Below are 16,177 nucleotides of genomic sequence, written 5' to 3' on the forward strand. Positions count from 1 at the left end.
GGGGGAAGGGCTGTGCCCTTCCCCCTGGTGGGGTTTGGGGCGAAGCCCCAACAAAAGCTTTCTTCCCAAATTTAATCCTCCAGAACTGCATATCTTGAAGTGGATGCGGCTTAAATCAACGTGTTTTTGAAACAGCCTCCTGACGGGATTGGTTCGGTCGTAATTTACCGATTGCTTCATTCAATGCCTCGGCGATTTCACCCAGTTCACCGACACTGCTGCCAAGCTTGTTGACGGCGTTTCCCATATTGGCATCAATTTCATTAGTATATTTTTTCATGGCATCCGTGACACTTCCGACCTGTTTCAACAGGGTTGTCATGACCTGTTCCAGATTTTTATCAACATCCTCGAATCTCTTGTCATATATTTCCCAGACATGGCTCAAGGCCTGAAGAGTCTGACTCAAATCTTTGGCAAGTTGCTGTGCCTGTCCTTGTACTCCATTAAGCAGGGTTGCCGCTTCCCGTGTTTGTTGCCCGGCCTGACTGACGCCGGCGGCAATGGTTTTTCCGGTTTCGGCCCAGGGTGCGGTGGCCTGACCGATGTCACGGGCAGCCCCCCGCATGGCCTCCTGGGTCCTGGTGGACAACTCGTAAATGTTTTCCAGTCCCTTGACGTGTTTTTCAATGCGGGACTCAACCGCGTGCATGGTGTGGGTCGTCTCCTGGATGGCATCCCGCAACGAACCGACGGCACCGCCGATTTTTTCGCTGTTTTCGACGGTATGGCGCTGCATCTCTTCCAGGACCCGGGAGATGCGATCTGTCAAACCTTCCGATGCGGCCAGAATTCTGTTGGCGCTGGCTTCACCATTGCGACCGATATTTCCTGAAACCTCTTCGAGTCTGGTTTGGACAACGGAGACGATGGCACTGATGTTTTTGACATTTTTGACCGTGGATTCCCTGACTTCCGCCGTCAGTTTTTGTGTTTCCTCAAGAAACTTCGCCATGTGTTGTCCCAACTCCTCGCCGGCTTGTTTGGGAACACTGGCCAGACCATCGGACATGTGCAGAACATGGTCCTGAATTTTTCCCATGGCCTCGGCAAGGGCGGTGACGGCTCCCTGGATTCCGCTTTGCAGGGAAGTGGCCGAGTTTTGCGCCACACCATTGAGGGCTGTGGCGGCACTCTCCATGGAACGGGCGTTGGTGGTCACGGCAGTGGCGAATTGATCCACGGCCTGGGCAAAAACCTTTTCGAAACGTTCGGCGGCGTGGGTGGAGGCCTGTTCCATGCGTTGCATGCTGCCTGCCATATTTTGTTGCATGCCTTGGGAAAGATCACGAAATCCCTCGGCGGCTTCCCTCAGATCCCTGCCGGAGCCACTCATGGCCTCACTCAGGGTTTGCAACGTCCTGCCCAGATGGTTGAACTGATCCCCCGTCTGTTCGCGCACCACATCCCCGACGCTGTTGCCCAGATCCCGATTGAGGGCCGTAACGCCCGCAACGACCGGTTGCATGGCATTCTCCATGATGCCGGGTACGACATCCCTGAGAGCTTTTTCCAGGCTTTGCCCGAGCGTAATAGCCATTTCGCTGGTAAACTTTTTGAGCTGGTTGGCCTGTTCTTCCAACAGCCTTGTCTGATCCTCACCTATCTGCTCCGGGACCAGGGGTTGCAGGACACCTTCCATGGCAACGCACAGATCGGCAAGCGTATTTCGCAGCCACCGCAGAGTTGCGTGATAAATCACGGTGGTCAAAAGCGCACAAACCAGACCGGCAATGGAGGTAATGAATTTGACGGATGCGGCATGAAGCAGCCCGCCAAGGGCCTCCTGCAATTGGCCAATATCGCCACCACTCAACGATTGCGTCGCAAATTTGAGTCCTGCCGCCAGACCGGTAAAAGTCAACAAAAGACCAATACCGATGAACAGCGGGGGAAGATGTCTGAGCCATGTGGTGTGCAACCGGGTCTGGTTCAGATCAAAAAAATGACTCGGAGGGGTTGTGTAATAGATATAAACATTTGAATTTATATGACGTTCAACAAAACCATCCCTGAACTTTTTCCAGGGATGCCTGAGAAATTTAATTTTTTCAAATGCACGATCCATTTCAGCGCTTTTTTTATGGTATTCGAAGTTATTTTTATTGAACATTTTAATAACTTTTTTGACCCGCCATAGGGCCGGGATGCTTTGATACAAATAAAATGACACAACAACAATCAAAGAAATAAACAATCCAAGCGACAACGAGTAGGGAAGCGTGTCACTTTTGAAATGATCAAAAATAACAGAAAAAATAATCTGAATAATTTCAATTTGACGATTAAAGATTTTTAATATTATGTCAGGGTTCATGACGCTCACGATTGGAGTGGATTTGAATTCGCAGGTTCTACCGGCGGGAGAATATGGCGCATTTTGCTTGGAAAAGTCAAAACTTTTTGGAAAAGAAACTGCCTCACGCTTCTTTTCATGTTCAATTCGTTGATTTTGCAGTTGTTGAAAAATATGTTTCCAATACGTACCATAAATGGTACATTCCAGACATGCAGACCGCTCCCATCCTTTCAGCATTTTTTTTCCGCACGGGTTCCGGAAACGAACCGGTTCGTGACTGGTTACGTGAACTGGATGTCGCGGATCGAAAAGCCATTGGGGAGGATATCAGATTGGTCCAGTTCAGATGGCCTTTGGGAATGCCTCTGGTACGAAAACTGGGTCCGGGATTGTGGGAGGTACGCAGTCATTTGAAAAAAGGCGGCATAGCCCGAGTGTTTTTTACCGTACAAGGACATGACATGGTCCTTTTGCATGGTTTCGAGAAAAAATCCCATAAAACGCCGAAGGAAGAGATGGACTTGGCCCGAAACCGTCAGCATCAATACGAGGAGAAAAGCGATGAACCCTCATAAAGGGAGTTCCCTGGAAACATTTCTGGCAGAAGAAGGTATGTTGGAGGATGTTTCCGCCAGGGCCAGAAAGCGTTTGCTGGGCTTGCAATTGGCTGACATCATGAAACAGGAACACCTGTCCAAGACGCAACTGGCACGGGAACTCAACACCAGTCGTTCCCAACTGAACCGCCTGCTTGATCCGGAAAATACAGCCATTACCCTGGAGTCTCTGGAACGACTGGCCCGTGCCGTGGGCAGACAACTGCGCGTCGAGTTGATCTGAAAAACAATTGCTCCATGCTATTTTTCCATCTCCCTTTTGCCCGGATCCCCTGTTTTGTGGTATGAAGGAGGGAAATCGTGGCAGCATTGACCAAGCCATCAGGCCCTTGCCAAGGAACGGGAAACATCATGGAGAAAAAATTCAATCCCCAGGCCATCGAAAAAAAATGGCAGGCCATATGGGACCAGGAACGCATTTTTCGCACGGTCGAGGATTCCGACCGGGAAAAATTTTATTTATTGGTGATGTTTCCCTACCCGTCGGGCCGGATCCATATGGGTCATGTCCGCAATTATACGATAGGCGATTTGATTGCCCGCTATCAGCGGTTGCGGGGCAAAAATGTTTTGCATCCGATGGGTTGGGATGCGTTCGGCATGCCCGCCGAAAATGCCGCCATCCAGAAGGGGGTTCACCCCGCCGACTGGACCTACGACAATATTGCCACCATGCGGCGGGAATTGAAGACCATGGGGCTTTCCTATGACTGGGACCGGGAGTTTGCCACCTGCGACCCCGAATATGCCCGCCATGAGCAGGAATTGTTTCTGCAACTCCATGAAAAGGGTCTGGTCTATCGGAAAAAATCGCTGGTCAACTGGGATCCGGTGGATCAAACGGTCCTGGCCAACGAACAGGTGATCGACGGGCGCGGCTGGCGCAGCGGTGCCCCGGTGGAGCGGCGTGAATTGTCCCAGTGGTTTTTGCGCATCACCCAGTATGCCGATGAATTGTTGGAGGATTTGGCGCATCTGTCAGGCTGGCCCGAAACCGTGCGCACCATGCAGACCAATTGGATCGGCAAGAGTCACGGCGTGGAGTTTGCCTTCCGGATCGAGGGGCAGGAGACGACCCTGCCGGTCTATACGACCCGCCCGGATACCATCATGGGGGTGACTTTTTGCTCCATTGCCGCCGAACATCCCCTGGCCCACCAGGTGGCGGCCACGGATGCGGCAGCCCTGGCGTTCATGCGCGAGTGCCAACAGACCGGGACCAGCGAAGAGGCCATGGAACGCCTGGAAAAAAAGGGCTATGACACCGGGTTGCGGGCCATACATCCGTTTACCGGGGAACCGGTCCCCATTTTCATTGCCAATTTTGTCCTCATGAGCTACGGCACCGGGGCCGTGATGGCGGTGCCGGCGCACGATCAACGGGACTTTGAATTTGCCCGTGCCCATGATTTACCGATACGGGTCGTGATCCAGCCCCGCGACAATCCCCTGACGGCTGCCACATTGACCGAGGCCTATACCGGATCCGGTGTTCTGGTCGATTCCGGACCTTTCAATGGCCTGGACAACGAAACGGCCAAGACCAGGGTGGCCGAGGCTTTCCAGGAACAGGGTATCGGTCGGGCCACGATCAACTATCGACTGCGCGACTGGGGCATCTCCCGGCAGCGCTATTGGGGCAACCCCATTCCCATGGTGCATTGCCCGACCTGTGAAGTCGTGCCCGTGCCCAAAGAACAGCTTCCGGTCTCTCTGCCCCGCGATGTCGATCTCAAAGAACCAGGCAATCCCCTGGAACGCCACCCCACCTGGAAAGAGACCACCTGTCCGCGTTGCGGAGGTCCGGCCCGCCGGGAAACCGATACCATGGATACCTTCATGGAATCCTCCTGGTATTTTCTGCGTTACTGTTCACCCGACATTCACACGGCCCCCCTGGATCGGGAACGGGTCGGGCGGTGGATGCCCGTCGATCAATATGTCGGGGGGATCGAGCATGCCGTGTTGCATCTGCTCTATGCCCGGTTTTTTCACAAGGCCTTGCGGGATGTGGGATGGGTTTCGTGCAACGAACCGTTCACCCGCCTCCTGACCCAGGGCATGGTGCGCAAGGATACCTATCGCTGTCCGACCCATGGCTGGCGGTATCCCGCCGAGGTGGTTCCGGGAGAGGGGGGGGCGACCTGTCAGGAGTGTGGGGCCGTTCTGGCCGTGGGCCGCAATGAAAAAATGTCCAAAAGCAAACACAACGTTGTGGATCCCAACGACCTGATCGCCGGCTACGGGGCCGATACGGCCCGGCTGTTCATGCTCTTTACGGCACCGCCGGAACGCGATCTGGAATGGAACGAAAGCGGGGTGGATGGTGCCTGGCGGTTTCTCAACCGGCTCTGGCGGCTGGTGCAGGAGATTGCCACCCGTGCCCCCGGTGCCAAACCGGCCACGACCATGCCGGAGGACGAGACCTTGCGCAAGCTGCGCGGCAAGGTCCATGCGACGATTGCCCGGGTGAGTGGCGACCTGGAGCGGTTCCAGTTCAACACCGGCATTGCGGCGGTGATGGAACTGGTCAACGAAGGTTTGCAGGTTCTGGCCACCCTGGAGGGGCCTTTGCATGGGGAGGCTGCCGCCATCATGCGGGAATTGGCCGAAGTCTCCGTGACACTGCTCAATCCCTACGTGCCCCACATGACCGAAGAGCTTTGGCAGGATCTGGGTGGCCAGGGATATGTGTGCAACCAGACCTGGCCCGCTGCCGATCCGGTGGCTTTGGTCCGGGATGAAATCACCATCGTGGTTCAGGTCAACGGCAAGCTGCGCGCCAAACTGAATGTATCACCCGAGATCGATCCGGAAGAGCTGAAACAAATGGTCTTGAATGATTCCCGGGTCACCCCGTTTTTGACCGGCAAGAACGTGCGCAATGTCGTGGTCGTTCCAAAACGCCTGGTCAACATTGTGGTGGCATGAAACATGGGTGGACCGGAAAAAAGCGCGGGTAGGGAAAAGTTGTCTTCCAGGGTTTTGTTTTCCTGGCTGGGATTGTGGTTGATTGTTCTGGTGCAGGGTTGCGGCTATCGTTTTTCCGGGGATGAATCCGGTTCGATTCCGGCCTTGCGGCATGCCCGCATCCGCGTGGAAGGGGCTGGTGCCTGGCATGACCCCCTGATGGCGCGACTCCTGCGTCAGAATCTCGAAACCCGTCTGGGCATTGAACCCGTCAGCGGCGAACGTCCGGAACTGGTTGTGCGTCTGGATCCCGTTGAACGCATCATGCACCTGGAAGACCGTTCCGGGCGTGCCGATCAATATCGGATCACCGTGCAGGCCCAGCCGCAACTGATCGTGGGAGGAAAACCGGTGGTGCCGGGATACCCTCTTGTCAAGGGCGTGGTGGTCTACAATGAATTGCGGGCCGTGACTGCCAGTCAATCCGCCCGGGAACAGGCCGTGAGCGAGGCCCTGAACCAATTGACCGAAGAGTTGACCGCCGTCATGATTGGTTCTTTCTGAATTAACGTCTTTTTCTTGGGAAAAAAATTTGGGAATGATTTTTTATTGGGGCTCCGCCCCAAACCCCGCCAGGAGGAAGGGCGCAGCCCTTCCTCCTGGACCTCCATCCCAGTTTTTCATACGTTTTTCAGGACCGGCATGAAGCTGCGCTCCACGGATCTTGCCGGACGGTTGCGCACCGGATCATGGCCACCGGCCATCCTGCTGTATGGTTCGGAACAGGGGCAAATCCGGGATGCCGTGGAGCGCATCCAAACGCAAATATTTGGCAAGCACGCCGAAGATGCCGATTTTGATGCCGAACTGTTTCATGGTGGGACCTTGGATCCGGAACGTTTCATGGCGGCCTGGCGTGCCCTGCCCTTTGTGGCTGCCCGCCGCCTGATTGCCATTCGTGAGGCCGAACAGGTTGCCACGGCCCAACTATCGGTGATCAAAACTTCCCTGGAACGCCCCAATCCCACCACCCTGCTGGTGTTCACGGCAGGTGCCATGGATGCCAAAAATGGTTTGCGCAAACTGTTCGAAGCCGACAAGCAGGCCTGGTGCATCCCGTTTTATCCCCTGGAAGGCAGAGCATTTCAAAAATGGCTGCAAGAGTATCTCACCACCGCCGGTTATTCGGTCGATACCGCCGCCTTGGAACATTTGACCCAGCGCCTGGAAGGGGATACCGGCATTGCCCGGCAGGAACTGGAAAAGTTGATGTTGTATCAAGGGACCCAACGCCATCTGGATCTGGCGGCGGTTCTGGCGGTGGTGGGCGAGACGGTTGATTATTCTCTCTTTGCCCTGGCCGAAATGGTGACGGCAGGGGACACTGCACGTGCCCTGCATATTCTGGATCGATTGCTGGAACGGGGGGAGGAACCTCTGCTCCTGTTGGGAACCCTGACAGCCCGTCTGCGCCGCCTGATCCAACTGCAAGGCCTGCTGGCCAATGGTCATTTACCGGCCCAGGCCCTGGATCAGTTGTACCCCAAACCCTTCTGGAAAGATAAAGATTCACTCCTGAGCCAGGCACAAGTCATCACGGCAGCCCGTTTGGCCGAAACACTGCTCGTTTGTCAGGCAGCAGACGCGGGTCTCAAAGGTGTGCAAAAATTGCCAGCCAGACAAATCATGGAACGCATGGTCATTCGATTGGGTCACTTGTGTGCCAAGTCACCTGGGTGATCTTGATGTGGTCGAAACCAGCGAGGTGTTGACCCGGGTCGGCAATGGTCCAAATATTCAGGAATTTTTCATCCATCTTTGCTTTTCCCGTTGCCAGTCACGATCCCGTTCTGTGGCACGTTTGTCATGGAGTTTTTTTCCGCGACAGACACCGATATCGAGTTTGGCGCGGCCATCCTTCCAATAGGCTTTCAGGGGAATCAGGGTCAGGCCTTTTTCCTGGGTGACGCCGATCAGGCGGCGCAGTTCACTTTTATGGACCAATAATTTGCGGGTGCGCAGGGGATCATGGTTGTGAATGTTGCCCTGGGCATAGTGCTGAATATTGGCATTGAGCCAGACCAGCTCGCCGGCCTGGATGATGGCGTAAGAGTCACCCAGATTGAGTTTACCGTTGCGCAAAGATTTGACCTCGGTCCCAACCAGAATGATGCCCGCTTCCAGATTTTCCAGAATTTCATAGTTGAAACGCGCCTTGCGATTTTCGGCGATAATTTTAATACCCATGGGAGGAACCTATGCAATTAGAAGTGAGAATCAGTAAAGAGCTGTGCAATTGTGGCAAGAGAAAGAAACAGCCGTCGTGGGTGATCAGGAAAAGGTCTGAATGCAAAATGTTGGTAAAAATTCATGGCATGTTCATCTTTGGCTTCCACGATAACACCAATCGTGGCCACATCCGTCGCGTGAATAAGCGTCCGGTGTAATGCATCCAGCAATAGTAACTCGCCATAGCCACGTCCTTGAAAATGCATGTCAACCGCCAAACGGCCAAGCAGTGTTGCTGGAACAACCGGGTAACGTGGCATTCGTTTGGCAATTTCCGGCGGAAGTTCTTTTGGGGCAATGGCAAAGGCCGAGAGCGTATAGTATCCTGAAATTTGGCCTTGATCATCGTTTCGGCCATTCTGTAATGGGGTCCAGGGGGCTGGCTCCCTGGCAGGTCCAGGACAGAGTCCTGGCGGGGTATGGGGCGGAGCCCCATGCTGTTTTTTTACGCCCCCCTTTTCCCAGGATTTTTTTGCGCCGTTTGCAAAAAAATTCCAGGGGGCGGGCCATGGTCCGACTCTTGGCGCGTTGTTCAGCGCCAAGAGTCGGACGTATTGCAGGTTTTCCGAAAAAAAGCACGCATCGTGGCCGAATGGATGATCATGGCCTAAATATATATCCAGATCAACAACGCCAGAATGGAAGTCTTTTCGGTCATGTTGGGACCCAAGTGGTTCAATCAGGAGTGATTTTGATTTAGACACACATCAATCCATCATCTCTTGATATCGGGTAGCAGCTTTGCGCAACCGTTCTCCTGGGACTGGTGGATTAAGCAAGGCCGCCACGAGAAAATCGCTGTCGCGTTGGGTCAGGCGTAATACACGTTGTTCCTCGATGGTTCGTATGGCAGCTTGTTCAGCGCTATCGAGGACGAATTGCGACAGGGACCGTCCGGTCAACCTGGCGGCTTGTTCCAACAGGTTACGTCGTTCCGGGGTGACCCGCATTTGCAGGCGACTTGAATCCTTCAGTGCAAAGTTATCATTCAAGGTCTTCATGGCCCGCTCCCGTTTTTCGAAATGTACTCCATTTACAAGTATATATCAAAAAATGGCAACATATTTCAATTTTTGTTTCAAATTTCGGCCATTTTGTAACGGGGTCCAGTCAAAAAAAAGGAGGGCCAAGCCCTCCTGCATTCTTTTATGGATCGGAAAGAAAATCAATGCATGGGATGCTGATTGTCTTCCTTCATCTGGGCAAGGACCTGTTCCACCATTTTGTTGGCATCGGTTTTGGAGACGGACTTGCCGATGAGCTTTTGGGTGGCGGAGATGGTCAACTCGACAGCAGCTTCCTTGATTTCATCCAGGGCATGGCGCTTGGCCTGTTCGATTTCTTCCATGGCGGCGCTTTTTTTCTTGGCAAGTTCCTGTTCGAGATCGGCCTTGTTTTGTTCGCGCTGGCGGGCGGTTTCCTGGCGGGCCTGATCGATAATTTTGGCAGCTTCCTGGCGGGCGGCGTTCAGTTCCTTGCGATAGCTGGCCAGGACTTTTTCAGCTTCTTCCCGGGAACTCTTGGCTTGTTTCAGGTCGTCTTCGATGGACCTGCTGCGGGCATCCAGGATGGAATTGATGGCCGGGATGACGAAGCGGGTGAGGAGGTAGAGGAGGACCAGAAAGGAGACGACAGTCCAGAAAATCTGGGAGCTGAAATTGACGACGTTGAACTGAGGGAGACCGGAGGCCTGTGCATGTTGGGCGGCCTCTTCAGCGGCGTGAGCGATCGAGATCATGTCAGGCCTCCGCGTGGATCAACCTTTGCCCATGATGATGAAGGCGATGACGAGGCCATAGAGCGCGATGGCTTCGACGAAGGCGGCCCCGATCCAGACATATTTGGACAATTGGGCTTCAGCACCGGGTTGGCGGGCAAAGGCCTCGATGGTCTTGCCGAACATGAAGCCCAGGCCGATACCCGAGCCGGCGAGGCCGGCGGCGGCCAATCCCATACCGATGAAAGACGCGGCAAGACTTTCCATTGGTTCATACCCTCCTTGAACAGGATCCCGAAGGTTCCGTGGTTGAGTGACCCGGCCCGATATCGGTGCCGTGTTCAATGCATGTGGAGTGCGTCATTGATATAGACACACGTCAGAATCGTAAAGATATAGGCCTGGATAAAGCCGATGAAAATTTCAACGGCGGTAAAGACCACCGAGAAGCCGAAGGGGAGCCAGGCACCGAACCAGGGCAGGGTGGCTGTAAAGAAGAAGAGGACACCCAGAACGGTGTGCCCGGCGGTCATGTTGGCAAAGAGACGGACCGACAGGGAGACCGGACGCGCCAGATAGGAGATGATTTCGATGGGCACCATGAGGGGCAGCAGCAACACGGGCAGGCCACCCGGGACGAAAAATTTGAAGTAATGGGTACCGTGTTTGATGAACCCGAGTCCGGTTGAGAAAACGAAGACCCCGATGGCGAAGGTGCCGGTGACGACGAGCTGTGAGGTTGGGGTGAATGACCCCGGGATCAGGCCGGTGACGTTGCAGAACAGGACGAAGAGGAACATGGTGAAGACGAGGGGGAAGAATTTTTGTCCCTCTTTGCCGATGGTATCGTTGATGATGCCGCGCACGAAGAGCAATCCGGATTCGGCGATGGATTGCATGCGGCCCGGCACGAGGGTCGGGGTGCGCATGCCGAATTTGAAGACGGCGAAGGCGACTCCGATGGCGATCCAGGTCCAGATGACGGAGTTGGAGATGGAGATATCCACGCCGAAGAGGGAGATGGGGATGTATTTGACCACCTGGAAGTGGTGCAGGGGGTCCATCTTGGGGGCGGCTTCAGCGGCGGCATGGGTGGCATTGGCCGCCAGGGCAGTGGCAATCAGCATGGGCATGTCGGCATTCCGGTCGTTCTGATCTAGCGTTTCCGCTCCGCATTTGGATTGGCGGCATAATAGAGGTTCCGGAACCCGGCGGCGACCCCAAAAAAGAAAAAAATCAGGGTGGCCCAGGGTCCAGAGTTCAGCCATTTGTCGAGACCGTAGCCGATACCGACTCCGATCAGGGTGGCCGAGACCATTTCCGTACTCAGGCGCATGGCCAGTGACAAACCGGACGGACTTGCTTTTGGATCCTGTTTTTCCACGCTGCATGGTCCGGAAAGGCTGTATTCACCAAAACGTATTCCGCATGCTAGAAAAAAGAGCCGTCGCTGTCAATTGCGGCTGTCACTTTTTTGCATGCATTTTCCGGATGCGTGGTTTTCCGGGTCACTTGAAATGGAAAACAAAGACGGTTTCTGGTGTTTATCGCTGTTGGAAACCGGTCGGGAATCACGTAGGATGGATACCGGTTGCTCCTCTCTTCCTTCTCGAACTCCTTGCGCACGATTGACGACAATGGAAACGATACTGGCCATGGCCCAGGTCAACCCGCATGTGGGGAACCTGGAAGGTAATCTGGAACTGGTTTTGCGCGTGGCCCGACAGGCCAGGGCTTCCGGGGCGGATCTGGTGGTTTTTCCCGAACTGGTTCTGGCTGGATATCCTCCCGAGGATTTATTGCACAAGCCGGTTTTTCTGGAGCGTCTGGAGGGTGTCGAGGCGGCTTTGCGGCGGGGTTTGGGGGAGATTGGCATTGCGGCCATTCATGGGGGGGTACGGCGGGGGCCGGATGGCTTGTTCAATGCCGGGATTCTGGTCGAGGAGGGCCGGGAGACTGGTTTCGTTGGCAAATGGTGTCTGCCCAATTATGGGGTGTTTGACGAATGGCGCTATTTTCAGCCGGGGCGGGAGGTGCTTTTGTTTCCCTGGCGGGGTACCCTGCTGGGCATCACCATTTGTGAGGATATCTGGCATGCCACGGGACCCATGACCGCCCTGGCTCAGGCCGGTGCCCAGTGGGTGATCAATCTCAATGCCTCTCCTTACCATGTCGGCAAACGCCTGGAACGGCAGGACATTGTGGCCAGACGCATCCGGGAGACCAACCTGCCGGTGGTTTATGTCAACCAGGTGGGTGGCCAGGACGAACTGTTGTTCGATGGGGGATCCTTTGCCATGGACCGGCAGGGAAGGATTGTGACCCAGGCACCGCTCTTTCGGGAAGATGTGCGCCTGCTGCGGGTGAGCGCCCCCTCTGCGGGCATGATCGAATTCCAGTCCGTGGCGAATCCTGCGGGCGTGGCCGGAATCCAGCCGGTGGATCAGCCGGATGTGGAGGAGATACCACCCGGATCGGAACGGGAAATCTACCAGGCACTCTGTCTCGGATTGGCGGATTATGTGAAAAAAAATGGCTTCAAGGGGGTGGTACTCGGTCTTTCCGGAGGTATCGATTCGGCCTTGACGGCTGTCATCTGTGTCGATGCCCTGGGTCCAGACCATGTAGAGGTGGTCATGATGCCATCCCCCTTTACGTCCAGCGACAGTCTGGAAGATGCTGCCGATGGTGCCCGACGTCTGGGAATTCGTTTGAGTGACATGGCCATTGGCGAATTGTTTCAGGGCTTCCGGAAAGCCCTGGTCACGGAATTTGCCGGCCTTCCCGAAGGGGTTGCCGAGGAAAATCTCCAGCCCCGTATCCGGGCCACCTTGCTCATGGCCATCTCCAATAAAAAGGGGAGTCTGCTGGTCACCACGGGCAATAAAAGTGAGGTCAGTGTCGGGTATGCCACCCTCTATGGAGACATGGCCGGCGGCTTCTCGGTTCTCAAGGATGTCCTGAAGACCACGGTCTACCGTCTGGCTGAAGCCCGCAATCAGTGGGCACGCGCCGCCGGGCAAATACCGCCCATTCCCCAGCGTGTTCTGGAAAAAGCCCCCACCGCCGAACTGAAGCACAACCAGAAAGATACCGACTCGCTTCCCCCCTATCCGCTGTTGGATCAGATATTGCATCTCTACGTGGAGCAGGATTTCAGCCTGAAGGATATCGTGGCGCAAGGGGTGGATTGGGAAACGGCCGTGCGGGTGATTCGCATGGTGGATCGCAATGAATACAAACGGCGACAAGCCTGCCCGGGAGTGCGGATCACCCGGCGGGCTTTTGGCAAGGATCGTCGTTATCCCATCACCAACGGTTTCCAGGTGACGTGAACGAAATGGATGGCAACTCATGATCAAGGGAACCACAAAATCAGCCGCAACCGCAGCAGCCTCTACGGTCCATGAGCAGGAGTCGCCTGTGACTGGAGAGGAGGGGTTTTCCACGGTGATCCCTGCGGAGCCAGTGGGGAGCGGACTCAATATCGCCCAGCAAATCGGGCAGTTGCTGCGTCAGACACGCGAGTCCAGAGGGGTCACCTTCGAGGAGGCATCCCGACAGACCCGCATCCGGATTGCGCATTTGCAGGCCATTGAGGCAGGAGAGATCGGTGCCCTGCCCGGACCGGCTTTCGTGATTGGTTTTTTGCGCCTCTATGTCAAATTTTTGAATGTTTCCGAAAAAGAGACGGTGGACCGGTTTGTCGAGCAGTGGCACCAGGAAGATGGATTTCTGGCGACGCAGTTTTTTCCCCCGCCCCACAACACCTCCCGTAGCCGTCCCACAGCCTGGATGGTGGTGTTGGGAATTCTGGGACTCGTGGCCCTGATTGCCTGGTATTCCAATTCAAGCATGAACCTGCGTCTCTTTGGCCAGGGGTTGGGTGGGGGTTCCAGGATGGCCGCCGAGCGTACCGCCATGCTGGGAAAGTCTCCCGGAGAGGAAGCTTATTCCGGTGAAGATATTGCGGATATCTCCGAAACAGACATCGATGGTGATGATCAATCGTCCGTGCCTGGCTCTTCACCCTTTATCGATGGCACGGCGGATGTCCAGGGTGGTGGTGAGGAAGATGATATCGAGCCGGAACAAAGAGATGAAGATGAGGAAGATGAAAATCCTGACAGTCGGGTTCTGGCCCCGCCCAAGCCTGGGCCATTGGTGATTGCCAGACAGTCCGGTACTGCCGCCAGCAGCAGCACCAGCACCAGCGCCAGCGCCAGCATGGCCACTACAGCGGCCAGATCCGAAATGAAACCAAGCCCCGGTGGCGTGGAACCCAATCCGTCCCTGGCGACCAAACGTCCCGGTGAACCTGTGGCCATCACTGCGGCAACCAGACCCGAGATGAAACCAGGCTCCGGTGGCGCGGAACCCAATCCATCCCTGGCGGCCAAACGTCCCGGTGAACCTGTGGCCACCACTGCGGCAACCAGACCCGAGATGAAACCAGGCCCCGGTGGCATGGAAACCAAACCATCCCTGGCGGCCAAACATCCCGGTGAACGTATTGCTATTGTCGATGACGAAACGGATGGGCAAAGACCCCCTGCTGTGTCACCGGGTGCCACTTTGGACACCCCGGCGGCAAATGGTCCTGCTCACGCCATGATGGACCGCGTGCCAACCGAAAATAACCGGCGTAACGTTGCTGGCAGTATCGATGCCGCCGGGGTGCGTGTGCCGACAGGAAAAAATCAACAGGTCTTGTCTGGGCAACAGGTTCTGCCAGACCCTGGGAGTGGGGTTGTTTCCGAAACTCAAGGGGTAGGCGCATCCACTTTAACGACAACAGATGTATCTGGCGTGGAATCAGGCTCCCGGACCGGTTCCCGGGTCACCCTGGTGGCTACCGAAGAAACCTGGGTCTCGGTGCGGGATGCCGATGGGCAGCAGATCAAAAACCGGGTCATGAAACCCGGTGAACGTTTTGAGATCCCCGGTGGTGGAAAATACACGGCCCTGCTGGGAAATGCCGGAGGCGTGCAATTCCTGGTGGATGGTCGTTCGCTTCCGCCCCTGGGACGCCGGGGAGAAGTGGTACGCAATCTGGATGTTTCACCCAAGAGCCTGTTGCATCGGTTTCCATCCCTGCCCCAGGAGTGATAGAGTGTTTCGGCATACTGAAACACTCTGACCCAGGAATGATGGAATCATGACCCGTGCCCGTGTGACACTGCTGCGTCGTTCGAGTCGTCGCATCCAGGTGGGATCCGTGGCCGTGGGGGGAGATGCGCCCATCTCCGTGCAATCCATGACCAACACCGATACCCGGAATGTGGCCGCCACCCTGGAGCAGGTGTGTGCCCTGGCCGCTGTCGGGGCCGATATCGTCCGCATCTCGTGCCCGGATCAGGAAGCCGCCGTGGCCTTCGGCCATATTCGCGCCGCCTCTCCGGTGCCCCTGATCGCCGACATTCACTTCGATCATCGCCTGGCCCTGATGGTCCTGGAGCGCGGCGTCGATGGCCTGCGCATCAATCCAGGCAATATCGGCTCACGGGAACGGGTCCGCGATGTGGTCCGGGCAGCCCGGGAACGTCAGGTCTCCATCCGTATCGGCGTCAATGCCGGTTCCCTGGAAAAGGAGCTGCTGGCCCGCTTCGGCGAACCTTGCCCCGCAGCCATGGTGGAATCGGCCCTTGGCCATATCCGCATTCTCGAAGACCTCGATTTTCAGGAGATCAAAATCAGCCTGAAAGCAAGCAATGTGGCCATGACCGTCGCTGCCTATCGTCTCCTGGCGCAACAGGTTCCCTACCCGCTGCATCTCGGCGTGACCGAAGCCGGAGGGTTGCTCCCCGGGGCCGTCAAATCGGCAGTCGCTTTGGGAATGTTGCTTTCCGAAGGAATTGGGGATACACTGAGGGTTTCTCTCTCTGCCGATCCGGTCGAAGAGGTCCGGGTGGGGTTTGAAATCCTGAAATCCCTGGGGTTGCGTTCCCATGGTGTCGATATCATCTCCTGCCCCACCTGTTCCCGCCAACGGTTTCCGGTCATCGCCGTGGTGGAACAACTGGAAAAGCGTCTGGCCCATATCCGGGAACCTGTCACGCTGTCGATCATCGGCTGCGTGGTCAACGGCCCGGGTGAGGCACGCGAAAGCGCCGTGGGTGTGGTCGGGGGCGAGGGCGACAATTTGTTGTACCTTCAGGGAGTGCCGGTTGGAAAAATCTCCGATGCGGCGCTGGTGGATGCCCTGGTGAGCCGTGTGGAAGAAGTGGCTGCTCAATTGAGAACAACCCGATCATGAAAGATTTTGATAAGAGGCTGTCTAATAACTTGTTAATTTCAAAAAACAAATGAAAAACTGGGATGGAGGTCCAGGAGGAAGGGCTGTGC

The 16,177-nt window shown here is 55.7% G+C and carries 16 protein-coding genes; 8 read left to right on the top strand and 8 right to left on the bottom strand.

Annotation, left to right across the window (positions count from 1 at the left end; translation table 11 throughout):
- Positions 1–115: 115 nt before the first annotated feature.
- Positions 116–2,068, bottom strand: coding sequence for a hypothetical protein (locus tag HQL65_17000; GenBank protein ID MBF0137931.1), 1,953 nt, complete (start codon positions 2,066–2,068; stop codon positions 116–118).
- Positions 2,069–2,508: 440 nt separating this feature from the next.
- On the opposite strand from HQL65_17000, the gene HQL65_17005 reads away from it, so the two are divergent.
- From HQL65_17005 to holA, 5 genes are all read left to right on the top strand, one after another.
- The gene (locus tag HQL65_17005) at positions 2,509–2,874 is read left to right on the top strand and encodes a type II toxin-antitoxin system RelE/ParE family toxin (protein MBF0137932.1); all 366 of its coding nucleotides are present in this window, start codon (positions 2,509–2,511) and stop codon (positions 2,872–2,874) included.
- Positions 2,861–3,139: an XRE family transcriptional regulator gene (locus HQL65_17010; GenBank protein ID MBF0137933.1), complete on the top strand. Its 279-nt coding sequence runs from the start codon at positions 2,861–2,863 to the stop codon at positions 3,137–3,139. The genes HQL65_17005 and HQL65_17010 overlap by 14 nt, the downstream gene beginning before the upstream one ends.
- A 128-nt stretch (positions 3,140–3,267) precedes the next feature.
- The gene (locus HQL65_17015) at positions 3,268–5,847 is read left to right on the top strand and encodes a leucine--tRNA ligase (GenBank protein ID MBF0137934.1); all 2,580 of its coding nucleotides are present in this window, start codon (positions 3,268–3,270) and stop codon (positions 5,845–5,847) included.
- Between the two features lie 3 nt (positions 5,848–5,850).
- Positions 5,851–6,390 carry a hypothetical protein gene (locus tag HQL65_17020; protein MBF0137935.1) on the top strand — a complete coding sequence of 180 codons (540 nt, stop codon included), beginning with the start codon at positions 5,851–5,853 and terminating at the stop codon, positions 6,388–6,390.
- A 138-nt stretch (positions 6,391–6,528) separates the two neighbouring features.
- Positions 6,529–7,566 (top strand): DNA polymerase III subunit delta, encoded by a 1,038-nt coding sequence (holA, locus tag HQL65_17025; protein MBF0137936.1) that lies wholly within the window; start codon positions 6,529–6,531, stop codon positions 7,564–7,566.
- A gap of 57 nt (positions 7,567–7,623) precedes the next feature.
- On the opposite strand, the gene smpB is transcribed toward holA, so the two are convergent.
- The 7 genes from smpB to HQL65_17060 all read right to left on the bottom strand — a co-directional run bounded on the left by smpB (position 7,624) and on the right by HQL65_17060 (position 11,168).
- Positions 7,624–8,073: an SsrA-binding protein SmpB gene (smpB, locus tag HQL65_17030; protein ID MBF0137937.1), complete on the bottom strand. Its 450-nt coding sequence runs from the start codon at positions 8,071–8,073 to the stop codon at positions 7,624–7,626.
- 17 nt (positions 8,074–8,090) lie between these two features.
- Entirely contained in the window at positions 8,091–8,819 is a 729-nt protein-coding gene (locus tag HQL65_17035; protein MBF0137938.1) for a GNAT family N-acetyltransferase, read from the bottom strand.
- Positions 8,820–8,822: 3 nt separating this feature from the next.
- On the bottom strand, positions 8,823–9,116 hold the full coding sequence (locus HQL65_17040; GenBank protein MBF0137939.1) for a DUF1778 domain-containing protein: 294 nt from the start codon (positions 9,114–9,116) through the stop codon (positions 8,823–8,825).
- Positions 9,117–9,280: 164 nt separating this feature from the next.
- Positions 9,281–9,853 carry a F0F1 ATP synthase subunit B gene (gene atpF / locus HQL65_17045; protein ID MBF0137940.1) on the bottom strand — a complete coding sequence of 191 codons (573 nt, stop codon included), beginning with the start codon at positions 9,851–9,853 and terminating at the stop codon, positions 9,281–9,283.
- 18 nt (positions 9,854–9,871) lie between these two features.
- Positions 9,872–10,099: an ATP synthase F0 subunit C gene (gene atpE, locus HQL65_17050; protein ID MBF0137941.1), complete on the bottom strand. Its 228-nt coding sequence runs from the start codon at positions 10,097–10,099 to the stop codon at positions 9,872–9,874.
- Between the two features lie 74 nt (positions 10,100–10,173).
- Positions 10,174–10,896: a F0F1 ATP synthase subunit A gene (locus HQL65_17055; GenBank protein MBF0137942.1), complete on the bottom strand. Its 723-nt coding sequence runs from the start codon at positions 10,894–10,896 to the stop codon at positions 10,174–10,176.
- Positions 10,897–10,988: 92 nt separating this feature from the next.
- Entirely contained in the window at positions 10,989–11,168 is a 180-nt protein-coding gene (locus tag HQL65_17060) for an AtpZ/AtpI family protein (GenBank protein ID MBF0137943.1), read from the bottom strand.
- A gap of 301 nt (positions 11,169–11,469) precedes the next feature.
- Here HQL65_17060 and HQL65_17065 point away from each other — a divergent pair, with 301 nt between their 5' ends.
- The 3 genes from HQL65_17065 to ispG all read left to right on the top strand — a co-directional run bounded on the left by HQL65_17065 (position 11,470) and on the right by ispG (position 16,088).
- Complete coding sequence (locus tag HQL65_17065) at positions 11,470–13,167, top strand: NAD+ synthase (GenBank protein ID MBF0137944.1); 1,698 nt, start codon at positions 11,470–11,472, stop codon at positions 13,165–13,167.
- 19 nt (positions 13,168–13,186) lie between these two features.
- Positions 13,187–14,941: a DUF4115 domain-containing protein gene (locus HQL65_17070; GenBank protein MBF0137945.1), complete on the top strand. Its 1,755-nt coding sequence runs from the start codon at positions 13,187–13,189 to the stop codon at positions 14,939–14,941.
- Between the two features lie 73 nt (positions 14,942–15,014).
- Complete coding sequence (gene ispG / locus HQL65_17075; GenBank protein MBF0137946.1) at positions 15,015–16,088, top strand: flavodoxin-dependent (E)-4-hydroxy-3-methylbut-2-enyl-diphosphate synthase; 1,074 nt, start codon at positions 15,015–15,017, stop codon at positions 16,086–16,088.
- Positions 16,089–16,177: the final 89 nt, after the last annotated feature.

It is taken from the genome of Magnetococcales bacterium (assembly GCA_015228935.1).
GTDB lineage: Bacteria > Pseudomonadota > Magnetococcia > Magnetococcales > DC0425bin3 > HA3dbin3.